This is a genomic window from Streptococcus suis (genome assembly GCF_019856455.1).
Lineage (GTDB): Bacteria > Bacillota > Bacilli > Lactobacillales > Streptococcaceae > Streptococcus > Streptococcus suis_AE.
Map to the genome: position 1 here is coordinate 2,398,359 of NZ_CP082205.1, position 25,077 is coordinate 2,423,435.

A 25,077-nucleotide genomic window follows, 5' to 3' on the forward strand; every position below is an offset into this window, starting at 1 on the left:
CTCTTAGAGTGTCCGCAAAGCCTCTTCCAAGGCTGTTTTTTGTTGGGTTTGAGCGTCGATTTCCTTGATAATGCGGGCTGGCACACCTGCTACCACTACGTTTTCAGGAACGTCTTGGGTCACAATAGCACCTGCGGCCACTACAGAGCCACTACCGATTTGCACACCCTCGATGACAACAGCATTGGCACCTACCAAGACGTTGTCACCAACTCGAACTGGCTCAGCAGAAGCCGGCTCAATCACACCCGCAAGGACCGCACCTGCACCGATGTGGCTGTTTTTACCAACGGTCGCCCGTCCGCCCAAAATCGCTCCCATGTCAATCATGGTACCTGGACCGATTTCCGCACCGATGTTAATTACCGCCCCCATCATGATAACGGCATTATCGCCGATGGTCACTTGGTCACGGATAATGGCACCTGGCTCGATACGGGCGTTAATGTTGCGTTTGTCAAGCAAAGGCACAGCTGAATTGCGACCGTCTTGCTCCACCACGTAGTCTACATTTTCAGTCAAGTTTGCCAATAGTGGCTCGACGTCTTTCCAGTCACCGAAGAGGACATTGCCAAGCTTTGTCACCTCAGCAGGAACAGGCCCAGCCAATTCACCTTCAAATGTCACTTTAACAGTGGTCTTCTTCACAGCATTGCCGATAAAAGCAATGATTTCTTGTGCAGTCATTTTTTGTACAGTCATAATGTTTCCAATCTAAAAATAATATTTTTACTATTATATCAAAATTTTCTGAAAATTTGATGATGAAATATAAAAAAATTGAAAATGGGAGTGGAAAAGAACTCGATTAGGTCAAAAAGAGTTCCCCTCACTTCCAAACATTTAGGTTCGGGCTAAAATAGTCCAGTGGACTATTTTACTCCCACCCCCGCACAGCTCAAACTATCTGGGAGACAGTTTGAGGTTTGAGATGAAGCGAACTCTGTTCGCTTCAGTCGTATAGGTCAGATTTGGAGTGTAAAACACGAATTGCTGAGATGTTGACACGAACTCTGAGAAGTGATCCTGGGCTTGATCCCAGCCTCCTAAATACTATAGAACTCTCTATCCTCCTAAAGCAGCCGACATTTGCTCTATCTGCTGTTGCAAACCATCTCTATACTCTTTCAAGAATGTAATAATCTCTGCTCTTCCAACAATTGCAGCATTTCCTAATGGACCATATTGTTTTTTCTGTTGCTCAACAGATTGTGATACCGTATCACGCACAGACTGGTACATAGTGGCATCACCCAATCCATACTGGCTGACCATATTTTCATAGTTCGTAATATATTCATTCACAATGAATTCATACATCTTCATATAGTCGCTATAAGTTTTTATACTTTCAATTGTTGCATCTGAGCTATCTGTCGGATTAAATTCTGAAACTGTAGCAGTACTTTCTGAACTTGTTGGGGTTTCCGTAATTTTAGAGGAAGATTCTACTACCTCATCACTAATATCTACGCTATTTAAGATCTGCTCAAACTCTTGTTTCCTAGTGGAAGAATAGTCATCCTTTGACATATAAATTACATTTAAAATCCCTGTTGGAGTGTCGACTAAAAAGAGTTGACCTTTATATGCTTCGCCATCTATCGTACCTGTCGCATCATAAAGGAAGCTGTCCATCCCATCAATCTTAGCCGAGCTTTCGTTAGCTGGTATCACTTTTCCTGACTGTTCCATCCCCTTCAGATATTGGGAGCGAACAGTTGCATCTTTAACTGATTCCTCTAAGGGCAACCAATATGCCATTGCCAATGATGAATCATCGGGATAAAAATATAAGGTATCACTCGTATCCCCTTCTTTACTCTTCCATGATTCATTTATGCTGATAGCCACTTCTGACAATTGGTAAGTTTTGTATCTTATAGAGCTTGTACTTACCTGTTCTGTCGAAGATTGGCCACCGCTAGAGCTCGTAAGGTTCTTAATCAGACCAATCGCAAACAATCCAACCAACACAATAAACCAAATTCGCTTGTAAAATGGTTTCTTTTGCACATAGACATTCCCATGTTCATCTCTAATTTTCTTCGCCATATAATCCTCCAAAAAATTGTGTACAAGACCATTATATATATATATATATATGCGTTGTCAAGTAGTAAAATAAAAAAAATTAGAAGTTTTACCTCCTAATTTTCATGTATTATTTTAATCTTCAATTTCTTTTCTGGGATTGACAGCTCCAACGATGTAATCTTGCACTAAACCTGTGTCATCCAGCACAATCCCGTGTAGAACTCCGCCGTAAACAGCTCCACCATCAATCCCCATTTTCCCATCTGAACTGGTCCAAATTTGACTAATACGGAGATTGGTCTGATAAAGGTTGTACACAGGGGTATGCCCAAAGACAATCATCTTCCCTGTGGTATTTTCAGCCTCATGGAAAGGGGTACGTAACCAAACCTTATCATGATTGCTGGTTTCGCGCCAGTCTGGTAAGGTCAAGTCCACACCAGCATGGACAAAGATATAGCGTTCAGTCTCTATATGATAAGGACAAGATTTGACAAAATCAATCAGGTCCTCGTACTGTTCCATCACTGCATTGGCATCCACCAATCCATCTACAGGAGCATCCAAGGGCCGACCAAGAAGGGAGTTAATCGTCGTATCGCCACCATTTCGCCGATAGTGGTCATAGCGGTCAACCGGATCACGCAACCAGGCTAGAAACATCCGTTCATGATTGCCAGTCAGACAGATAGCATCTTTTTCCCGGACTAATTGCCAAACCAACTCTAGACAGGCCTTTGAGTTTTCTCCACGGTCAATCAAATCCCCCAGAAAAATCAACTGTTGTCGTTCTTCATCCCATTTCTTTAAAATATCAAGCAGGAGTTCAAACTTACCATGAACATCTCCTACTACAAAAAATTCTTTTTTCATAGAGAATATTCTACCATATTTCTAAAGGAAAGAAAAACTGGGAGTGTGATAGAACTCAAGACATAGAAACATACTAAGATTAGTAGTGAGGAAATCTCCGACGGGAGAGAGTAGTCACTACTTTTTCTTTATGTTAAAGTAGAGGTGTCTTGTTAAGTCGAGAACTCTTTTGACGCTAGACGTCGCATCAAAAACTGGCAAGACACCTGTTTTAGAAAGAATGTTATCAAAGTATGTGGGACGCCAGACGTCGAGTATTGAAAATGACATCACTAAAACAAGGAATCATTCAAGACAAAGAGGTAATATCATGCGTGCAGTTTTTGGGATTGATGTGAGTAAGGCAAGTTCAGAAGTGGCCATTCTAGTCAATGGTGAGAAAGTTCATGGCTATGCCATGTCCAATGACGCCATCGGCTTTGCTCGGCTACTTGGCGATTTGAGAACCGTCCATAAACCAGAAATCATCTTTGAAGCAACAGGTGTCTATTCTCGCCGTCTCCAAACTTTTCTAGAAGATAATGGCTATGCTTATACAAGGCTTAATCCCTTAGAAGCTAAGAAGCAACTGGATAGCTTGCGTGTGAGGAAAACAGATCAAATTGACGCTGAAAAACTGGCTCAATCTCAATTTGTGCTGAATCGTAAACCCACTTATGTCCAAGAAGAAGTCTATCAAGAACTGCGAGATTTAAGTCGCTTCTATCAGAACTTAACTGAGGACATCGTTCGAGCTAAAAACCGTCTGCACAAGGTCTTGCAAGTCACGTTTCCAGAGATAGAGACTGTCTTATCAAAGCCAACTGGGGAACAATACTGGAACTTAGTTACTGCGTTTCCTTACAAGGACTTCGTGCTTGATTTAAGCAAGGACAAACTCTTAGAGAGCATTCGTCAGTCCACCTCAAAACGGATTTCGGACAAGCGTGTGGCGTACTTAGCCGAGAAGCTGATAGCACTAGCTAATCAATCGTATTGTGCCGTCAAGAAAACCTCTCCAATGCTGGAAGAGGTCCGTTACTATACAAAAGAATTGCTTCGGCTTTCTGGACAGAGACAGGCAGTCTTAGATGAAATGGTAGAACTAGCTCAGCCATTACCTGAATATGACATTCTGCTCTCTATTCCTGGAATAGCTGAGACTACTGCAGCAAGTATTATTGGTGAACTGGGAGATATTCGCCGTTTTCAGTCTGCCAATCAAATCAATGCCTTTATCGGTATTGATCTGAGACACTATGAATCTGGCAACTTCCTCGCTAAGGAACACATTACCAAGCGTGGCAATCCCTACGCTAGAAAGATTCTGTTCAAATGTATTCACAATATCGCTTCAGCCAGTCACACCAAGCCTTGCCATATCGCCGACTTTTATGAGAAACGAAAAAGACAATCGCAAACGACTTCTACGAAGCCACACACGATTGCCTCCATACATCGTCTCATTCGGACAATGTATTACCTCATAACGCATAATAAGCTTTACGATTATACTTCTACCCAAAATCGGTAAAACTGTTTATGCAATATTATTGTAACACCTTATCAAAAATTTTCAACATAAGGTGTTCATTTCGTGTACTCTTTTTTACACGAAACTTTAGTCCAAAAGAAAACAATTTCCTTATTTTAACTATTGAACTCAAAATATTTTTCATCAAATACCTTGATAGGCTTGACAAATGGTAGAAAAAGAGTTCGTCCTCACACCCCCGCACAGCTCCAAAGGTTCCTCGAACCTTTGGAGGTTGGAAATAAAGCGAACTTTGTTCGCAACAGTCGTAATGGTCAGATTTGGAGTGTGAAACACGAACTGCTGAGATTTGCTTTGCAAATCCTATCTCCAACCTTAAACAGTCCCCCAGACTGTTTAAGCCAATCAACCACTGCGCTGAGATGCTGACACGAACTCTGATAGGCGGGCTTAAAATTTCATTCTATTACAAACGTGCGTTCAATTCTGCACCGAGTTCTTCAAATCCTGGCTTGCCAAGAAGAGCGAACATATTTTTCTTGTAGGCTTCTACACCTGGTTGGTCAAATGGATTAATCGCATTGAGGTAACCAGAGATAGCAATCGCCAACTCGAAGAAGTAGAAGGTGTAACCAAGTGTGAACTCATCTTGTTGTGGAAGGGTCACAAACATGTTTGGTACGCCACCATCTGTGTGGGCAAGAAGTACACCGTCCGTTGCTTTTTTGTTTACAAAGTCAACATCCTTACCTTGCAAATAGCCAAGACCATCAAGGTCTTCTGCCATGTCAGGAATGAGGATATTTTTTCTTGGTTTGTCAACACGAACTACTGTTTCAAAGATATTGCGGTTTCCTTCTTGGATAAATTGTCCAAGTGAGTGCAAGTCTGTTGAGAAGTTAGCAGATGTTGGGTTGATACCTTTTTGGTCCTTACCTTCTGACTCACCAGCCAATTGTTTCCACCACTCGCTGAAGTATTGGAGTGATGGCTCGTAGTTTGCCAAGATTTCTGTTACATAGCCTTTTCTGTAAAGAATGTTACGCACTGCAGCGTATTGGTATGCTTGGTTTTCAGCAATCTTATCAGATGTAAATGTCGTACGAGCTGAGTTTGCACCTTCCATAAGGGCATCAATGTCTGCACCAGCTGCCGCGATTGGCAAAAGACCAACTGCTGTCAAGACTGAGAAACGACCACCGACATCATCTGGAACAACAAAGGTTTCCCAACCATTTGCGTCCGCTTCAACCTTAACAGCACCTTTTGCCTTGTCAGTTGTTGCATAGATACGCTTGTTAGCTTCTTCTTGACCGTATTTCTTGACAAGCAATTCTTTGAAGACACGGAAAGCAATCGCAGGCTCAGTTGTTGTACCTGATTTTGAAATCACGTTAACTGAGAAATCCTTGTCAGCAACGTAGTCCACCAAGTCAGCAAGGTAGCTTGATGAGATAGAGTTTCCAGCGTAAAGGATTTGTGGAGCTTTGCGCTCTTCACGTGTTTGTAAGTTTACAAAGGCATTGCTCAAGAAATCAATAGCTGCTTTAGCACCAAGGTAAGAACCACCGATACCAATAACTACCAAAACTTCACTTTCATTTTGGATTTTAGCTGCCGCTTCCTTGATACGCGCAAACTCTTCTTTGTCGTAGTTTTCTGGCAAATCCAACCAGCCGATAAAGTCGCTACCAGGACCTGTTCCTTGACGGAGCATTTGGTCTGCAAGGGTAACTTGTGGTTGCATGTATTCTACTTCTTGAGCTCCAACGAATTGGCCCAAGACTTTTGAATAATCAAATGTAATATGTGTCATGTCATTCCTCCATTTATGTACCATAATATGATAACGCTTTATCAGTTTTTTTTCAAGGGATTTGTGAATTTTCATTTATTTTCATGAAATGGTTTGCGTAACTTGTTTATTTTTCACAAACATAGGGTCGTGATAAGGAGTTTTATAGTCTGCTAAAACTTGACCCGACTGTGTCACTGTTATCATATTTGGCAATATTTTTGACAATATATATAGCGGGACCAGACTCATAGCGGGACCAGACTCACATACCAGATTGTCATCACTTCAAAAATAAATTTGCTATTATTCCCTCTCTGAACATAGCGTTGTCTGTACTCTTCTTTTAAAGATGAATGAGGAATGTAAATGTGAAACGGGACAGCACCACGTACAAGCATAACCAACAGCATCCTTACTAGAAAATTCATCGCGACAAGGACAGTCTTCCCCTCCTCATGCAAGGTATAGGCTTTTTCCACGTAGATGTTTTTATAATTCTTGTCTTTAATCGGACGTGGAGTTGATTTTCTTTCTTCTTTGTTTAAATGACGAACACTAGAATTATCATATTTGATATCCGACATCTCTAAGTCGACTATTTGTGAAGATTGCTTGGCAAGTGTCGTTTTCCCCATACCTGGAAAAGCAAATATAAACATAGGCTTTCCTCCTTTTCCTCTGTAGAATAGCAGAGCTAACAAAAAGTTTTCTTAAGAGGAAATCTATTTTACTCCTTTTTCCCTATAAATCAATAAAAAATCCCAAAAATCAGTCCCCAGACGGAGAGAAAAGTACTTGCAAAGGCAGTTGCCCCTATTTCTAAAAACAAGCCAAAGAAAACCCTCTGAAAGCTTGATTTCAAAGGGTTTTTAGACTATACGCAAAAAGAGCACACACCCGACTTCGCTTAGGGCTGCTGGATTCCTCCCCTGACCCGCTTCACGCACGAATGTTGCTCCATTTATTATTATAACACAAATTGATGAAAGTGCAAGTTTAGAGTGTAAACTAGCTATCCGAAGTTGTCCCATACTGAGCTTTCAAGGCCTCTTTCTCAGCCTTTTGCTTCTCTCTTCTTTGTCTGAAAAAGTCTTGCATAATCTTAGCACAAGCCTCTTCCAGAATGCCCGTCTCAACTGCCACACGGTGATTGAGCCGCTCGTCTGTCAAAATATCATAGAGACTGCCTGCCGCACCAAACTTTTGGTTGGTAGCACCGTACACTACCTGAGGAATGCGGGCAAGTCCGATTGCTCCGCTACACATAACACAAGGCTCAATGGTGACAAAGAGGGTCGTATCCAACAAACGCCAGTTGCCTTCTGATCTATTAGCTTCCTGAATAGCCATAACCTCAGCGTGCATGATGGCCTGATTGAGTTCCTCACGCGCATTATGCCCTCTGCCAATAATCTGGCCACCCTTGACAATCACACAACCAATTGGAATTTCATCCTTTTCTAGCGACTTTCTAGCTTCCTGCAATGCTTGAGTCATAAAATACTCTTTTTCTTCATGTGTATAGTTCATAAATCTATTATAGCACAGCCCTGATAACAGTTCAAAATCACTTCTTTATTCTCTGCTATCAAAATCAATCTAACACTACTTCTTCCTTGTCACACATTTCTTTCAAAATTCTGCCCTTCTATTAACTTAAAAATATAAAAATACCTCCTCAGTCGAGAAGGTAGGGGGAGCAATATTGATATTTACAGATATTAATATACTATCTGTTGTCGATATTGTCAAGAAAATTTTTAAAAAAATGTCAAAAACAGCCTCGAAAGGCTGTCTCTGACATTTTCTATTACAATTCGCCAACTAATTTCACAACATTTTCTACTGTGAAGCCGTAGTTGTCAATAACTGTTTGGGCTGGAGCTGAGGCACCGAATGTGTCGATACCAAGGACTTTACCGTCCAGACCGACATACTTGTACCAGCTTTGAGTTGCACCCATTTCAATTGCCAAACGACGACGGATAGCATTTGGTAGGATTTCTTCCTTGTAGGCAGCATCTTGTGCATCGAAGAGTTCAGTTGATGGCACAGAAACCACACGAACCTTAGTGCCTGCTGCTTCTAGTTCTTTGGCAGTTTTAACAGCCAAGTTGACTTCTGAACCAGATGCAAGAAGGATCGTATCAAAGCCTGCTGCCTCATAGACAACATAAGCCCCTTTTGCAACCTTGTCAAAGTCGGTTCCTTCTTCAACTGTCAAGTTTTGACGAGTGAGGACAAGAGCTGATGGAGTTGATTTGCTGGTCAATGACAGGTACCAAGCTGCCTGTGTTTCACGCGCATCTGCTGGACGGAAGACATTGAGGTTTGGCATAGCACGAAGTCCTGCCAAGTGCTCGATTGGTTCGTGAGTTGGTCCATCTTCACCAACTGCGATAGAGTCATGAGTGAAGACATAAGTCACAGGAAGTCCTTGAAGAGCTGACAAACGAACTGCTGCCTTCACATAGTCTGAGAAGACAAAGAAGGTACCACCATAGACACGAAGTCCACCGTGGGCTGCCATACCATTCAAGATAGTTCCCATGGCAAATTCACGCACACCAAACTGGATATTGCGGTTGAGTGGGTTTGCTGCATCCTGCAAACCATCTTCCTTGATATAGGTCATGTTTGAGTGAGCCAAGTCAGCTGAACCACCTAAGAAAGTTGGCAAGACCTTAACTGCTGCGTTGAGGGCATCTTGTGATGAGTTACGAGTTGCTTGTGAGAAGCCATTTTCATAAACAGGGAAGTCTTCTGGCTTGATTTCGACTACATCACGACCTTCCAAGATAGCTGTTACTTCAGCTGCTAATTCTGGATGAGCTACTTTGTAGTCTTCGACCAATTTCACCCATGCATCGTAGGCAGCAGCACCGCGGTCTGCTACATTTGCTTTGAAGTCCGCATAGACTTCTGCTGGAATTTCAAATGGTGCGTAGTTCCAGTCAAGTGCTTTGCGAGTTGCTTCTGCTTCCTCTGGTCCAAGCGGCGCACCATGGACGGCATTTGTACCTTGTTTGTTTGGCGAACCATGACCGATAACAGTCTTGATTTCGATAAGAGATGGCTTGCCTGCTGCCTTAGCTTTTTCAATAGCAGCAAAGATTGCATCCACATCTGTACCGTCTGTTACGAGGTCTGTATGCCAGCCATAAGCATTGTAGCGTGCGCGCACATCTTCTGTGAAGGAATCTTTTGTTTCACCATCCAAGTTAATGTCGTTTGAATCGTAAAGAACGATGAGTTTTTCTAATTTTTGAAGACCAGCGTAAGAAGCCGCCTCTGCAGAAACACCCTCCATCAAGTCGCCATCACCACAGATTACATATGTATAGTGGTCAAAAATTAGGAAACCATCGCGGTTGTACTTAGCCGCAAGAAAACGTTCAGCTTGAGCAAAACCTGTTGCCGTTGAAATCCCTTGACCAAGAGGACCTGTTGTCGCATCCACACCTGCTGTGTGACCGAATTCTGGGTGACCTGGTGTTTTTGAGCCCCACTGACGGAAGTTCTTGATTTCGTCCATGCTGACTTCTTCAAAACCTGAAAGGTGAAGAAGTCCGTAAAGCAACATAGAGCCGTGTCCTGCTGACAAGATAAAGCGGTCGCGGTTGATCCAGTTTGGTTGAGCAGGGTTGATACGGAGTTCTTTAGTGAACAAGCTATAGGCCATTGGTGCCGCACCCATGACAACACCTGGGTGGCCAGATTTTGATTTTTCAATGGCGTCAATACCAAGGAAACGAATTGCGTTTACTGAAAGTTGTGACATGTTTTTCTCCTTTTAAAAAGTCATGGCTTCATTATACCATAAAGCGTTTTCTATGTCTGTTTCAAAAGGCAGGACTTTCGTCCCGCCCCTCTTGTCTTCTTATAGCAAGGCCTTGAATTGAATGTTCGAATCTTCCAAGAAGCAATCGTCAAAGCCACGTGGGTGATGGTATTCAATGCGGTCTTTGTCAAGTGGATAGGTGTACTTGCCACCAACTTCCCAGATGAATGGATGGAAATCATATTGCAAGCGTTCCTTACGCATTTTCCAGAGCTGCAAGATTTCATCTGTTGACGCCATGAAGTTAGACCAGATGTCATAGTGAACAGGGATAATAACCTTAGCACGCAAGTTTTCTGCCATACGAAGAAGGTCGATTGAGGTCATCTTGTCTTGGATACCGATTGGGTTGTCACCGTAGTTGTTGATAGCAACGTCGATGTTGAAGTCACGACCGTGTTTTGCAAAGTAGTTTGAGAAGTGAGAGTCTGCACCGTGGTAGATGGTTCCACCTGGTGTTTCAAAGACATAGTTGACTGCCTTACGAGCCATGAGTTCATCTGTCACAGGAAGTCCTGCTAATTTACCACCATTTTCGTCATAACCTTCAATCGGAAGTGTCACCAAGCAAGTACGGTCGAAGGACTCAACTGCGTGGACCTTGATGTCTTTGAATTCAAAGCTATCACCTGGTGCGATACGGATGATACGGTCAGCTGGAACGCCCCATTTTTCCCAGATGTCGCCACTTTCAACCGGTCCGACAAATTTGACATGGTCCAATTTAGGATTGTTGATGATGGCAGCGGCTGTGCTGATGTCCATGTGGTCACTGTGGACGTGCGATACTAGATAGTAGTCCAATTCATTGATGGCAAATGGATCGATAACCATTGGCTGCACACGCAAGTTTGGTTGCAATTTGCGAACACCTGCCATGTTAGCCATCTGGTGTCCCCAAACCATATCTTTCACTTTTTTAGTGGATTTTCCACGTGATGACCAGAGGTCCATGACCACGTTAGCTCCACCAGGTGTCTTAATCCAAACACCACAGTTACCCAGCCACCACATAGCAAAGTTGCCTTCTGGCACTACTTCTTCTTCAATTTCTTCATTGAGCCAAGTTCCCCACTCTGGGAAGGTTGAAAGAATCCATGATTCTCTTGTAATATCTTGAACTTTAGCCATTTTTCATTCCTCCTATAAGGCTGATTGTGTTTCTATGCTTCTAGTATATGCGCAAAAGGTCACAAAAAAAAGACCAAATGAAACACAGGCTTGTGTTCACATTTGGACTTTTGCACGTAGATGGCTAATACAAATCTGTTTCCAGATCGGAACTAGCTAAGCTTGCCAATAATTCATTGGCAATCAGATTTTGCAAACGCTGTTTCAATTCCAGGGCTTCCTGGCCATTTTCAACATATGACGCTAGGAGTTTGTCCAATTCTATGGCAAAACCTTTTTGACTGTCTGTCAGATTGCGGTATTTGGCAAAATGAATCAAACGCAAGACATCATCAAAATCCAGAATCGGATGGACTTGTATCACCGGCAAATCCGTATCCGTCACTTCATTGGTCGAAATCAAGAAGTCCACCTCCAACAGGTCTTCCACACTCTTAAATTGCTCTGTTGTAAAGACGGCAGAGATGGTTTTTTCAGGTAGGTGGTGCTGGCATTGTTTCATCAACAATTTCTGCACAGAAACTCCCTCATCACAGATAAGAAAGACAGTCGGACTGGTCAGCTTTCGACTACTGCTTCGACGAAGGGCTCCACCCAAATGCACCGTCAGATAGGCAATGTCCTCATCTGTCAACTGGATTTGCCAGGCCTCTTCCAAGATATGGCTAGAAGATTTTGTCAATCGAAAGAGGGTATCATACTTGTAGCGAATTTGATCGACCAAAGGATTGCGCGATAAAATCCCGTAGGTTTTTCGAAACAGCATGGCCTTGCAGTGAGCCAGCAAATCATGGGCTAGCTCCTCTTTTTTCTCCAATTCAAAATCTGAATGCAACTCAAAATGACGGATAAAGGCATCGACCACCTTCTTCAAATCCGCAAAATCCTGACTAGTAACATGGGCATCCCGGTCCTTGCGATAAGACAAGAGCAAGACAGCAATCAGCGACACCTCTATCTCGTCCAAATCAGGACCAAACTGCTCATCTAGGGATTGACTGATATTTTGGGCAACCCTGTACTCAATCCGTTCATAGACCAAGGCGAATCCTCGGACAATCGCATCCTTCTCCTCTTGCTCCAAACTCATATTGCGATAAGTTAGCAACATATAAGGAAGAATCTTAAGCATCAGTTCAATTTCAGATCGATTGATTTTCTTACCAAGATCTTTTTCAATACCATATACCTGGTGGAACAAAAACTGGGCCAAATCTTTTGAAAAAAGGGACTGGCAACCACTGAAAAGACTAACCTTGTCTTCCAAAATGCTGACAAAACTCTTGCTCGCTTCTGTGAACAAACTATAGAGTAGAGAGTGGATATACTGGATTTTTGTCAAGGGATGACAGGCCAGATTGTACCCTTGTGACTTAGAAACATAGAGGGTCATCTGATACTGTTCCTTACTCAATCGACTACGGATTTCATTTAGATCATTGAGAACGGTATTTCGCGAAACCTCTGTCAGATCCATCAATTTTTCCAAGGTAATTCGTTCGTGTGCAATGCAGATATAAAGGAGCATCAACTGCATCCGCTCATCCATATTCATAATATAGCTATAGGAATCAATGGAATCTAAGAGTTGACGACAGGCTTGCTTTTGCTCTTCGGACAAACGGATTCCGATCCGAGGTAGACTTTCGATTGGCTCAACATGGTCTGGAAAGGCAGCATTGATTTTTTCTAAATGATAATAGATTTTTCTACGCGATTGTTGCAATTCCTTGGAAATAGCCATAATGGTTTCTGGCTCTTGGATACCAATCAAATGACGCAATAAGGCACAACTACTTTTATCTAGTAACACCGTTTCTCCCTCCTCTCTTACTATTTTAACATATTTATAACACAAATTCTAACAATAATATAAATAGGTATTGTTTTTCCAGTCAATAGATACTCTTGATAATCTCCACCCGTGTAATCAAATCTCCATGCATATTGTCAATCCGTAGTGCTACATTTTTCAGATAGACGCAGGCACCGATGGCGATCGTTTTTTCTTCTTCATTGAGTTTGCGGGTCACAAATTCACGCAGGGTTTCACTGCCTTCACTAGGAATTTTTACCCGTGCAATGATGTTGGCAACCTTAACCTTCTGGCTGGCCCGCATGATGATATTATTAGAGTCATCAAACTGGGTAAAGAGGTATTTTCTTACTGCAAATAAGATGGCAACCGACGCAATACCAATCAGGTAATCCATACTAGACCCATGTTCCACAATCAGTTGACGGGCAATGGCAACCAAGAGCACCTCGATGACAGTACTAGGCGATTGTTTGCAAAGCATTTTGATGAATTCGACCCCGACTGCCAAAGTCATAGCCTTGCTTAAAAAACTCTGGATAAAGGCATCTGCCTGTATCTCACCTGTGAAGGACTGAAGGAGGTCAGCTAGTAGCAAACCAGACAAGGCAAGAAGGGCAAGCCCTAAAATGGCAGACAAGATCAACTCAAGATAGTAGGCAATCTCTGTCAGACTGTCTTGTAAAAACTTTCTCATGTCCTCTCCTTTCAAAAAAAGAAGAATGAGGAGAGCTCTTTTCTCATTCTTCTAATCGTTTTTGGCTAGAAACAAAGCTTAATGTTCATCACCTTTTTGTCCGTAGTAGGCATTTGGACCGTGCTTACGGAGATAGTGCTTGTCCATGATGTAGCTTGGTGCTGGTTCCACCCGTGGATTGATTTGCTCTGTGTAGCGGTTCATCCGAGCCACTTCTTCTAGGACAACACTGTGGTAAACTGCCTGAGCAGGATCCTTGCCCCAAGTAAACGGACCGTGATTGCGGACAACAATCCCTGGTACAGCAACTGGGTCAATGCCTCGACGTTTAAATTCCTCGATGATAACTGAACCTGTTTCTTTTTCATAGGCAGAATTCACTTCTTCGGCCGTCAAAGAACGGGCACATGGTACCGGACCGTAGAAATAGTCTGCGTGCGTTGTTCCATAAAATGGAATGTCACGACCAGCCTGAGCCCAACCAACTGCCTCTGTCGAATGCGTATGGACAACAGCGTGTACATTTGGCCAAGCCTTGTAGAGGGCAACGTGGGTCGCCAAATCAGATGATGGGTTGAGATCACCTTCTACCACATTTCCATCCAAGTCCGTCACCACCATGTTTTCTGGTGACAATTTTTCATAGTCCACACCAGAAGGCTTGATAACAATGCGACCAAGTTCACGGCAGACTTCTGATACGTTGCCCCAGGTAAACTTGACAAGTCCATGATCAGGTAGGGCGATATTGGCTTCATAGACCCGCTGACGCATTTCCTGTAAATCTTTTGGCATTAGTTCAACCCCGCTTTCTCAATCAATGGATAGAGGAAAGCCTGTGCCTCCTTGATAGCTGCACGTGTTTCCTCAACCGTTTCACAATTTTCTGACCACATTTCAATCAAGAATGGACCTTGGTAGTTGGTCTTTTTCAAGACTGCAAACATATTGTCCCAGTCCACACAGCCCTGACCGAATGGGACATCACGGAATTGACCCTTGGAGTTCTCGGTTACCGCATAGGTATCTTTGAGGTGAAGAGCTGCAATGGAGCGGTGTCCCAGATAAAATTCGCTGCAAATGTCATTGTGCCAAGCAGAGACATTGCCCGTATCTGGGTAGACAAAGAGATAAGGCGAGTCGATTTCTTTTTCAACGGCTAGGTATTTTTCAATGGAGTTGATAAATGGATCATCCATAATCTCAATAGCCAACATGACCTGAGCCTGTTCTGCCCAGTCGCAAGCCTTGCGGAGATTCTTGATGAAACGTTCTCTAGTTTCAGGTGATTTTTCCTCATAGTAAACATCGTAACCAGCCAACTGGATGACACGGACACCCAAGTCCTGAGCCAGTTCGATACACTGTTTCATGGTTTCTAGCGACTTAGCTTCAAGAGCAGGGTCATTAGAACCAAGCGGATAACGACGATGGCCTGAGAAACAGATAGTCGGAATGCGGACACCTGTTTCATAGATGGCCTTGACCAAATCCAAACGCTCTTCCTTGGTCCATTCCAAACGAGCCAAACGAGCGTCGCTCTCATCCACCGACATCTCCACAAAGTCGAAACCTAATTCTTTGGCAAACTCCAAACGCTCTTTCCATGTGAAATGCTTGGGCGTTGCCTTTTCATATATTCCGATTGGTCGTGCCATAGGCCTTACCCCCAGATACGACGGATTTCGTCTTTGAATTCACGCGCTGCAGCTACTGGATCTGCTGCTTCTGTAATACCGCGACCTGCGATAAAGGTAAAGACATCTACACCCTCGAAGAGTTTGAGGGTATCCACATCCAAACCACCTGTTACAGAAACACGGAAGCCCATATCAACCAATTTTTTCACTTTATTGAAGTCTTTTTCACCCCAGGTTTCGCCAGCAAGAAGGGCATCACGAGATTGGTGATAAATCGCTTGAGAAATACCTGCGTCCAACCAAAGTTGAGCCTGTTCATAAGTCCAGTCACCGTAAAGTTCGATTTGGATCTCACCCTTGTCACCACGCACTTCCTTGATAGCCTTCAAAGCCGCTTCCATAGTTGGAATGGTCGCAGAACAAATACAAGTCATCCAGTCCGCACCACGAACAGCATTGTTTTTGGCAACCGTACCACCCGCATCCGCACACTTGGTATCTGCAACGATAATCTTGTCTGGGAAAAGGCTGCGAAGCACTTCCACCAATTCGCTACCAACTTGGAGCAAGCAAACCGTACCTGCTTCAATCACGTCAACTTCATGACCAACAGACACAGCAGCCTTAATCGCTCCTTGCAAGTCTGAATGATCCAATGCAACCTGTAAATTTGGGATATGTTTCATGTTTTTCCTCCTAACTTTCTAAATCTAAACCTTCTAGGTAAGGACTGTTTTTAGACTCTTCAACCATTGCCAATACTTCTTCTGGAGTTTTGCAGGCAATCAAACGCTCGATTGAATTTTCCAATTCGAAGAGGGCGATAATCTGCGGAATAGCTACTGAAGTATGGATTTTTGGATCTGTCGCAGCCAAGGTCAATAGGACAGAAACCTCTTTACCATCTGAAAAGGCTACTGGTTTTGTCAGGGTAATCAAGGCAAAGGAATCTTTCAAAACACCGACACCAGCCTGGGCATGAGGCATAGCCATACCTGGCATGAGCACATAGTAAGGACCGTATTCTTCGGTTGAAGCGATGATGGCATCGTAATATTCTTCCGTTGCGGTGCCACTTTCAATCAAGGGCTCAACAGCCTTGTGAACAGCTTCCTGCCAGGTTTCCGCTGTCAATCCCAAGCGAATGGAATTATTTTCCGTAAATGATTTTTGTAAATTCATAGTTTTTCCCTTCTACACGCTATATGAAAGGGGGAGGGAGACTCCCTACCCCTAACGGCTATTTATAGCACTGCTTGTAATTTTGTTTTGATTTCGTTATCGTCCATGAGGTTGTCAAGACCAACCAAATGACCTTTCGTGCGACCTTCCAACTCAGCAATCAAGTGATTTGAAGCAACTACGATATCATATCCTGCCGCCAAACCTTTTGCTTCACCTACTGAGCAAGAAGCTGATTGGAAATCTGTTACACCAAGTTGACGAAGGGCATTTTCAACCTTCATCTTAATAACCATGGATGAACCCATGCCGTTACCACAAGCAGTTAATACTTTAACCATCTTATTTTCTCCTTGTTTTTTATAAAATATATTTTGTTGTTTTTGTTAATGAACCAAGTAATAAATGAGGACTTATACTGTTGATGTTCGAAGAATATTAGTCTGCTTGTGCCTCGCCACGATAGTACGCTTCCTTATCTTTTGCTTTCGCAAATTGAAGTTGTGGGATAGCCAACAAGAAGAGGCAGACAAGAACATAACCAGCAACACCGAGGTATTTGAAGGCATAGCCGAATGGCAACCATGGGATTTCGAAGTCGATGTTTCCGTGGTAACCACCGCTCAATTCAAGCAAGCCGACGCAGACTGCACCAAGGGCAACTTGAAGGACACCTGAGATGAAGGAAAGGATGGCTGCCGCTTTCCAACCACCACGTTTGTCAGCGTACACTGCGATAGCTGCGTTATCGAAGAATACAGGTACGAAACCAGTGATGATGAGGATTGGACTCTTGAAAACAATCAAGAGAACGATTGTAATCAACTGACCGATTAAACCGAAAGCAAAACCTGAAAGAACTGCGTTAGATGAACCAAAGCCGTAAGAAGCTGCAACGTCCACCGCTGGGAATGAACCTGGAAGCAGTTTGCTTGAGATACCTTGGAAGGCATTTGTCAATTCTGCTACGAACATGCGGACACCTTGCATCAAAATGAAAAGATATACTGAGAAGGTGAAGGCTGTTTGTACAACGTACATGAAGAATGCTTGTTTAGCTGGGTTGTATGGAGTGCCAGAAGTGATCACTTCTGGGTTTGCCATGATTTCTGGACCCAAGATGAACAAGATGACACCGAAGAAGACCAACATCAAGGTTGCAGATGCAACTACTGTATCGTGGAAGATGTTGAGGAAGCTAGGCAATTTCAAGTTGTCCAAGTTTTCTTCTTTTTTACCAAGTTTTGGAGCAATCTTATCTACAAACCAGATTGCAAATTGTTGTTGGTGACCGATGGCAAATCCACCACCACCTGTCAAGCGTTGAGTAGCTTCAACAGTCATGTTTGAGCTGACTGCCCAGTAGATACCACAGATGATACCGATAGCTGCCGTACCGAATTGATTGCGAAGAGCCGGGATAAGGAAGAGCACCATCAATGAGACTGTTGCCGCTTGTTGTACCATGATGTGTCCAGTGATGAACAGAGTACGTACTTTGGTAACCTTACGTAGTGCCACCAAGAGGATGTTGACACCGAAACCAATCAAGAGAGCTGTTGTAGCTGCCGATACGAAATCAGGAAACTCTTCAGCAATTTTTCCGTTTGCTGCCGCAAGACCGAAGTAAGGGTCAATAACTGCCGCATCGATTTGGAACTTGTGGTTCAAGGCTGCCAAGATTGGACGGAAGGTTGTTACCAAGCCTCCAGCAGCTACGTTCAAAATCATGTAGCCAACCGTCGCTTTGATAAACCCTGCAAAAACATCATGAGGCTTTTTCTTTAAGAGGGCATAGCCCACCAATACCAAAAGACCTACGAAGAAGGCTGGATTCTGCAGGATATTCTGTGAGAACCAGTTTAATGGGGTTTGAAGGAAATCCATTTTTCATTCTCCTTTTTTGAAATGATTTTTATGGTTTTATTATAAGTTATGTAAGCGGAAACAAAAAGACCAAATAAAGCACAGGCTTGTGTTCACTCTTGGACTATTTACCAAAGTTTCTATTGACTACTTCTAAATCGTAAAATTTAAAAGACGATTTGGTTTCTGCCCACAAAATAAAAAAGAGGTCAAGAACCATAGGGTCCCTAACCTCTTGGGAGGAAAGCATACTATTCTTCTGATTTTTTAGTTCTTCCTTGCGCAGCAACTGTCAAACCAAGTCCAGCAAGTCCGAGACCTAGAAGTGCCAAATCGCTTTGTCGGTCACCCGTAATCGGCAGACTCGCCTTGCTTGCACCACTTGTCGCTTGTCTAGATGCTTGAGCAGTAGTAGAAAGACTTGGTTTTTCAGCCTCTTTCTTAGCCTCCATACTGCCTTTCACAACAATACGTGTTTCGCTATCAACAACTGTTTCTGATAACAAGTTAGTAGCGACCACCTTGCCATCAACTAAGACATCTTGATAATTCACAACTTTCTTGCCTGCCTTACCTTCTTGTAGGACATAGGATTGACCTTTTGCAAGAGTTTCATCATAGCGAACTTCCTCTGCAATCGGAAGGACAGATTCTTCTGTACGTTCTTTCGTAGTAAAGTCTAGGATTGGTTTTTCTTCAGCAGTAGGCGCTGTATCTGGAACTTCTGCAATGATGTCAGACAAGCGAATCACCGTTGCAGTCAATGGCGCAAGTACAACTGCATCATCTGTCAATGTCACACCTACCAAATCAGTCAGCGCTGCTATTCCAGCCCGCTTACCATCGACCAGCACTTGACCCTTAAGCAATTCTTTGTAACTATCAGAAAGAACAAAGCTGCGCTCCTTACTGTCGGCGTTAACAAAGACAGCATATCGATCACCGTTGCTTGCAATGGTTTGATAGGCAATGACCACATCATTTTTGGCAATGCCATTTTGACCTGGAATTGAAATCAAGCTAACCATTTGATCGACTTGGTCTTTTGTTCCCAAACGGAAAGCATCTGTAGATTTGCGCAAGGCAATCAATCCTTTTGTAAAGGCCTGAGTACGGGTATTCTCTGGATAGAGCGCCTCATCTGTCGCTTTGGTCCAGTCAAATTTGTTAACCGCATCAGATGAATCGTAAGAATCATGAATGTAGTATGGATAGTCAAATGGTGTACCATCAGCATTGGTCAACAAATGAGCTTTGTTTGGTACCTTGTCCTCTGTAACTGGCTCCTTGTAATCGGGATGGCGGAACTGTTTGGTCCGTCCATACTCCTGACCAGAATGGATAAACGGTGTCCCTTGAGCAGTCAAGACTAGCAAATTACCCAAACGTTGACGTTGGTGAATTTCAGTGTAATTTTCAGCGATTGATGGATCCTTCTTGATGGACTGAGCGATAATATCAAAGAGCGTTAAGTTATCATGCGCAGCAATATATTGGATCACATCACCCGGATCATCTGCCAAGAAGTTGCCTGGTTGTGCCTTGATGTTATTGAAGACAGACTCAACACTCTTAGCACCGCCTGTGATAAAGGCTGGCTGACCTTCGTTTGGATAACCAGATTTAAGTGTGTTGCGAATCTCATCTGAGAATACCGCAACCGTATCTGTTGAACTCATCCAGTCTTGGTCCGCTGGCTGAACAGGCTGATTGGCGTCGCCTGTAAAGGTTCTCCATCCTTCACCAAGCATAATGATGTTTGGATTGAGTTTTTGAGCCTCAGTAAAGGCCAGCTCAATTGCTTCGGCATCATGGTCCCCCATCATATCGAAGCGGAAACCATCTACCTTAAACTCGTCCACAAGATACTTGATGGAATCAACTAAGACACGGCGGCTCATGTAGTGAGTGGTTCCCAGACGACCACCACCAAAGCTTGATTTAGCCGTACCATCTGCCTCCATGAAGTGATAATAGTTTGGCTCTAAGTCTTCAAATAAGAAGGTCTTAGAAGTGTGGTTGTAGACCACATCCAAAATCACACCCATGCCTTGTTTGTGGATTTCATTGACCAGTTTTTTGAATTCCTCGATGCGTTTCATTGGATCGGTCGGATCTGTAGAATACATACCTGTAAAGGCAAAGTAGCTCTGTGGATCATAACCCCAGTTGTAGTTGCTGTTGCTAGAAGCATACTCACTCATCCGCTCTGCATTTTTCAATTCATTGACAAAATAGTAGCTCATAACTGGGAGCAGCTGAATATGGGTCACACCTAGGTCTTTGAGGTAGCTGAGACGCTCTGCAAAGGCCACAAAGGTACCGAACTGAGCTGTCAATTCATCGGAAATAGAAGGATCTGATGTGAAGTCACGGACATGAGCCTCATAGATAATAGCATCTTCACGCTGATTGAAGTTAGGAATTGTGGCATAGTTCAAATCACTTGGACCAACTTCTGCTGGGTCCACAATCGCAGCTTTTGCAATCCGATAAGATGGATCTGTATCTGCCAAATCACTATTCCACTCCGCTAAAGACTTAGCATATGGGTCTAAAACAAGAACAGATTGATCCCCACGAGTGATTTCATAATGGTAGTAGTAACCACGATAGTCAGCGATACCAAGACCTGATTGACTGTTCAATTCGAGGTCCCATTGTCCCTTATCGCCCTTGGTCATGGCTAATTTACCGACCACCTTAGATTGGTCATCCTTATCGTAAAGAACGACTGCCACACTGTCTGCACTTGGAGACCAGAGAGTCATATCAACGACACTACCAGCCTGACTCACACGTGCACCCAGCTCTCCATCATAAGCATATAACTCATCCTTCAACTGCCAGCTCATAGTTGTTGTGAAGCTATCATTGCCATATTTGAGGGTATAGCCCGCATTTTCTTGGTTGAAATCCCCGAGGACTCGCACCTTGTTGCTGGTAATGTCCAAGACAAGGTCCGTTACTGCAACTGTCTGACCATTCTTATCTGTTACAGACAATTTCTCCAAGATGCTATCCTTATCCGCACCTTCCAATGTTGTAAAGGCTGCTTCTAAGGCTGTTAGGCTAACGTGAGAAACGCCTGTCACACGGACATTATTGACAAAATAAGGGTTGGTGTAAATAGTCGCATCATCATCTTTGAGGAAGATTTGTGTCTGATTTTTCAAATCTTTAAAGCTATAATCTTTCTGTTGAATCTTCACATCGTCTCCTGACTTGCTTTCATCCAATAGCAAGAAGCCAATGGTACTTGGTAAATCTGTTAATTTAACATCAGTATAGGCACCGTACTTGCCTTGGTTTTCAAAATCAATACCATTTGGCCAGTCACCCAAGGTAAGGTCAGTCACATCACCCCAAATCCAGAGACCTTTTTGATCATAATTGCCATCGGTACGGAAGTAATTGATACGGATGTAGCCTTCTTTAAGCGGTTGATAGAGGCTGAGTTGATAATTCTCATCAAACCAAGCTTCATTCATCTTGGTGCTAATCCGTTCAATGGTCTTGTCACCTGTGATGTTATCACCAGAAGTGTTATTGATCAACAGGCTAATCTTGCTGGCTGTTTCATCTTTCATCTTGATGTCCAGATAATAGCCATAGTCATCCTGCTTAGCAGTACTGAAATTGGTTGCACCTGTTGGCCAAGCACCAAGATCTGACGATGGTTTTTCCACATCATCCCATGTCCATAAACCTAAGCTAGATAAATTATCAGATGGTAGAGTTTTAAAGTGAACACGGAAGTAGCCTGCTTCAATTGGCTCTTCAGTTGCTTCTTGCACACTTGCATTGACGATGTCACCTACTTCTGTCTGAAGGAGCATGGTGCCACCTTGACCAATTGTTGGCAGTTCGACTTGAACAACCCATTTACCGTCTTTCTCGACAGCTTGATAAGATTTTCCTGTGTAGGCATCTGTGACCACTACATCTTTACCAGATACTTCAAGCGCCATTTCCTTGTTCTCGGTATTGGTTGAGAAGACAAGATAGGCAGCTTGATCTTGGTAACTGCGTTTGCTGATAAGCCAACCTTGGCTATCATTTCCAGCAAGTGTGCTTGTATCACCACGTGAGAGCAATGTTGAATTGGCATTGCGGAAAGCCAATAATTTCTGATAGTGGTCTGTGATGTCGCTAGTCTCTACCTTGCTCCAATCGAAATCGTACCGGTTGTCATAAACTGGCCAGTTGTTTTGTCCAGATTGACCCACTTCTTCACCGTAGTAGATGACTGGCTGGCCTTTAGCAGTAATCAAAAGACTGGCAGCCAATTTCAGTTTGTCCAGATTTCCTTCTTTTTCTGCGCCACCGAGACTGTAGAGGAAACCATCTTCGTCATGACTGCCCAAGAATTGACCCAGAGAAGCTGCACTAGTCAGAACCTTGCTACGTTCTTCCAGCTCTTTTCCAGCTGCTTTTAGTTGACCATTGACCAGATATTTGGCAATATCCTTGAAGCCAAAGTCCAACAAGCTGTCCATAGTACCAATACCCAAGTCACCCTTGGTATCCTTATAATTCGCTCCCCAAGTTTCCCCAATCAAGTGGAAGTCAGGATCTCTATCCACCAATTCATTTTTGAAATGTTGCCATGTGGTATCATCAACGTGTTTGACGGTATCGACACGGAAAGCATAGATAGAGTTGCCCTTGGCAGTTGTTGAGCGTTCCAACCAAGATGCCTGCCAAGCAACCAATTGATTGCGAACCGCAGCCTCTTCTGTCTTGAAGTCTGGTAATCCAGATAATGCGCCTAATTGGTCATCTCCCTGCTTGTCTTCTTCCTTAGTCCGTACCATACCTGCAAAGGTTTCTTCTGTACCATAGCCAGCATGGTTCAGCACCACGTCAACAATAATATTAATGCCTTTTTCGGCTGCGGCATCAATCAATTCGTGGAAGTCGGCTAAACTTCCCAAATGCGGATTGAGTTTCTCAAAATTGGATGCCCAATAACCATGGTAAGCATAGTACTCTCCATCTTTTACGCTACCAACATTCTGTGGAATATTTTCCACAATCGGAGTCAACCAGATAGAGTCCACACCCAATTCTTTCAAGTAGTCCAGCTTGGCTGTCACTCCTTTGAAGTCACCGCCCTGGTAAAGACCGCGTGGGTTGGAGGCTGTTCCTTCCACTAGCTTGTCATTGCTGGTGTCTCCATTATAGAAACGGTCTGTCATCATAAAGTAGATGACTTGCTCGTCCCAGTCTTTTTCACCATCTGCCTTGATACGCTCTGTAATGGTCACATCTAGGCTGGTTTCGTAGTAACCGTTGTCCTTGTCATAGACCTTTACAGGAAGACTATATGTACCTGGCGCTGTGCTAGATGTCGCTTTAATGGTCACACGATTGAGCTCAGTAGAGATTGGCACAAGGCCTCCACCGATGGCACTTGTATCGACTTCCATTTTGACAATCTCAGCATTTTCAGGATTGGTGACAGTTACAGATACCAAGCCGCTTTCATTGTAGTTGAATGGTGTTTTCAAACTTGCCTCAAGGGTCACATTTTTTGTACCCGGAGTAGCTTTACTTGTATCAAGTTCTACTTTCTCTTCGATAAAATATGGATTGGTATAGACTTTGTCGTCGTCATTGCGAAGGAAAATTTGGCTATGCCGTTTACGATCTGCAAAGGCTAAATCAATTGTTTTATTGCCTGCCAAATCTGGATTATTCTGATTGATTAGCAGAAATCCAAGCTTAGAATCTAAACTATTCGAGAGGGGAATGTCAACATAAGCGCCATATTTGCCAAGTTTAAAGTCAACGGCACCTGTTGGCCAGTCGCTACTTGCTTCAGTCGTATCGCCCCAAGTCCAAACGCCCCAACCTTCATAATTGTTGTCTTCACGGGTGTAGTTGATACGGAGGACATTTTCATCTTTGAGCGGCTCATAGCTAGACACGCTATAATCACTAGCAATCCAAGCCTCATTTTGTTCCGGAACAAGAAGCTCCACTTTTTGGTCCGATTCTGTTATTTTTTCCCCATTCTTGAGAACCAGATAGCCAATCGTTCCTGGTGTCTCAGATTTTTTAATATCAACGTAATGGCCGTAGTGATCTACCTGACTGCTTGAAAAATTCGCTGTATCATTCGGCCATTGATTGCCATCGGACGGCTCTGCCACTCCTCCCCAAGTCCAAAGTCCTTGACTTTCTGGTGCTGTTTCATCTACATTTTCAAAGTGCAGACGAATACTGCCTTCTTCGATAGGAGCTTCCTCTGGAGCAGTTGCATCTGCTGTTTCTGTTACCGCTGTCGCTTCAGCTACCATAGAATCTGTAGCTTCTATCGCAGTTGTGGTCGCTTCTACCGCGCCGCCATCCTGTTCCGAAAGAGTCGTTGAACTAGTTGACGCAGGGAGGACAACTTCCTCTGCCTGCACTAGTTGACCAGCTCCACTTAAAAACAGAGCCGCCGCAATCCCAACAGAGGCTACACCTACATTTAGTTTACGAATGCCAAAAATCTGTTTCTTCTCTAGCATCCCTGTTCGTTTCATATTCTGAACGGATTTCTTTTTCATAGACTCCTCCATATAATACTCAATGAAAATCAAAAACAGACTAGGCGACGCAGATGCAGATAGAACTGAAGTTCATCAAATCAAGTCAACAACGTCTGATTTTGATTTTCGAAGAGTATAAATAAGTTTGTATTGTACACTACCAGTATATACAATTCCAAGGAG

The 25,077-nt window shown here is 43.4% G+C and carries 18 protein-coding genes, 1 other RNA gene and 1 pseudogene; 1 reads left to right on the forward strand and 19 read right to left on the reverse strand.

Annotated elements, in window-relative coordinates:
• Positions 1 to 3: 3 nt before the first annotated feature.
• The 4 genes and pseudogenes from dapD to K6969_RS11530 form a co-directional block, all read right to left on the reverse strand.
• Positions 4 to 702 (reverse strand): 2,3,4,5-tetrahydropyridine-2,6-dicarboxylate N-acetyltransferase, encoded by a 699-nt coding sequence (gene dapD / locus K6969_RS11515; protein ID WP_171943103.1) that lies wholly within the window; start codon positions 700 to 702, stop codon positions 4 to 6.
• 363 nt (positions 703 to 1,065) lie between these two features.
• Positions 1,066 to 1,533 carry a hypothetical protein gene (locus tag K6969_RS11520; RefSeq protein WP_029996657.1) on the reverse strand — a complete coding sequence of 156 codons (468 nt, stop codon included), beginning with the start codon at positions 1,531 to 1,533 and terminating at the stop codon, positions 1,066 to 1,068.
• A pseudogene (locus K6969_RS11525) lies at positions 1,520 to 2,055 on the reverse strand (hypothetical protein). Before K6969_RS11525 ends, K6969_RS11520 begins: the two are co-directional and overlap by 14 nt.
• Positions 2,056 to 2,169: 114 nt before the next feature.
• The gene (locus tag K6969_RS11530; RefSeq protein ID WP_171943104.1) at positions 2,170 to 2,910 is read right to left on the reverse strand and encodes a metallophosphoesterase family protein; all 741 of its coding nucleotides are present in this window, start codon (positions 2,908 to 2,910) and stop codon (positions 2,170 to 2,172) included.
• Positions 2,911 to 3,220: 310 nt separating this feature from the next.
• On the opposite strand from K6969_RS11530, the gene K6969_RS11535 reads away from it, so the two are divergent.
• Positions 3,221 to 4,423 carry an IS110 family transposase gene (locus K6969_RS11535; protein ID WP_321537510.1) on the forward strand — a complete coding sequence of 401 codons (1,203 nt, stop codon included), beginning with the start codon at positions 3,221 to 3,223 and terminating at the stop codon, positions 4,421 to 4,423.
• A 427-nt stretch (positions 4,424 to 4,850) separates the two neighbouring features.
• Here K6969_RS11535 and K6969_RS11540 read toward each other — a convergent pair whose 3' ends face one another.
• The 15 genes from K6969_RS11540 to K6969_RS11610 all read right to left on the reverse strand — a co-directional run bounded on the left by K6969_RS11540 (position 4,851) and on the right by K6969_RS11610 (position 24,912).
• The gene (locus tag K6969_RS11540) at positions 4,851 to 6,200 is read right to left on the reverse strand and encodes a glucose-6-phosphate isomerase (RefSeq protein ID WP_171942991.1); all 1,350 of its coding nucleotides are present in this window, start codon (positions 6,198 to 6,200) and stop codon (positions 4,851 to 4,853) included.
• 227 nt (positions 6,201 to 6,427) lie between these two features.
• Complete coding sequence (locus K6969_RS11545) at positions 6,428 to 6,841, reverse strand: hypothetical protein (RefSeq protein ID WP_414820581.1); 414 nt, start codon at positions 6,839 to 6,841, stop codon at positions 6,428 to 6,430.
• A gap of 217 nt (positions 6,842 to 7,058) precedes the next feature.
• Positions 7,059 to 7,148, reverse strand: an RNA gene (ffs, locus tag K6969_RS11550) — signal recognition particle sRNA small type.
• Between the two features lie 42 nt (positions 7,149 to 7,190).
• On the reverse strand, positions 7,191 to 7,712 hold the full coding sequence (tadA, locus tag K6969_RS11555; RefSeq protein WP_171942992.1) for a tRNA adenosine(34) deaminase TadA: 522 nt from the start codon (positions 7,710 to 7,712) through the stop codon (positions 7,191 to 7,193).
• Between the two features lie 280 nt (positions 7,713 to 7,992).
• Entirely contained in the window at positions 7,993 to 9,963 is a 1,971-nt protein-coding gene (tkt, locus tag K6969_RS11560) for a transketolase (protein WP_171942993.1), read from the reverse strand.
• 99 nt (positions 9,964 to 10,062) lie between these two features.
• On the reverse strand, positions 10,063 to 11,154 hold the full coding sequence (gene ulaG / locus K6969_RS11565) for an L-ascorbate 6-phosphate lactonase (RefSeq protein WP_024381204.1): 1,092 nt from the start codon (positions 11,152 to 11,154) through the stop codon (positions 10,063 to 10,065).
• 124 nt (positions 11,155 to 11,278) lie between these two features.
• On the reverse strand, positions 11,279 to 12,967 hold the full coding sequence (locus K6969_RS11570) for a BglG family transcription antiterminator (protein WP_171942994.1): 1,689 nt from the start codon (positions 12,965 to 12,967) through the stop codon (positions 11,279 to 11,281).
• Between the two features lie 82 nt (positions 12,968 to 13,049).
• A complete protein-coding gene (locus K6969_RS11575) occupies positions 13,050 to 13,667 on the reverse strand; it encodes a phosphate-starvation-inducible PsiE family protein (RefSeq protein ID WP_029173330.1) in 618 nt (205 codons plus the stop codon).
• 78 nt (positions 13,668 to 13,745) lie between these two features.
• Positions 13,746 to 14,462, reverse strand: coding sequence for an L-ribulose-5-phosphate 4-epimerase (locus tag K6969_RS11580; protein WP_029173329.1), 717 nt, complete (start codon positions 14,460 to 14,462; stop codon positions 13,746 to 13,748).
• Positions 14,462 to 15,325, reverse strand: a complete 864-nt coding sequence (locus K6969_RS11585) for an L-ribulose-5-phosphate 3-epimerase (RefSeq protein ID WP_029173328.1) — start codon at positions 15,323 to 15,325, stop codon at positions 14,462 to 14,464. The genes K6969_RS11580 and K6969_RS11585 overlap by 1 nt, the downstream gene beginning before the upstream one ends.
• A gap of 5 nt (positions 15,326 to 15,330) precedes the next feature.
• Entirely contained in the window at positions 15,331 to 15,993 is a 663-nt protein-coding gene (locus K6969_RS11590; RefSeq protein WP_029173327.1) for a 3-keto-L-gulonate-6-phosphate decarboxylase UlaD, read from the reverse strand.
• 10 nt (positions 15,994 to 16,003) lie between these two features.
• Positions 16,004 to 16,489 (reverse strand): PTS sugar transporter subunit IIA, encoded by a 486-nt coding sequence (locus K6969_RS11595; protein ID WP_029173326.1) that lies wholly within the window; start codon positions 16,487 to 16,489, stop codon positions 16,004 to 16,006.
• 62 nt (positions 16,490 to 16,551) lie between these two features.
• On the reverse strand, positions 16,552 to 16,830 hold the full coding sequence (locus K6969_RS11600) for a PTS sugar transporter subunit IIB (protein WP_029173325.1): 279 nt from the start codon (positions 16,828 to 16,830) through the stop codon (positions 16,552 to 16,554).
• 97 nt (positions 16,831 to 16,927) lie between these two features.
• Complete coding sequence (locus K6969_RS11605; protein WP_171942995.1) at positions 16,928 to 18,376, reverse strand: PTS sugar transporter subunit IIC; 1,449 nt, start codon at positions 18,374 to 18,376, stop codon at positions 16,928 to 16,930.
• A gap of 230 nt (positions 18,377 to 18,606) precedes the next feature.
• Positions 18,607 to 24,912 (reverse strand): pullulanase, encoded by a 6,306-nt coding sequence (locus K6969_RS11610; RefSeq protein WP_171942996.1) that lies wholly within the window; start codon positions 24,910 to 24,912, stop codon positions 18,607 to 18,609.
• Between the last annotated feature and the right edge of the window lie 165 nt (positions 24,913 to 25,077).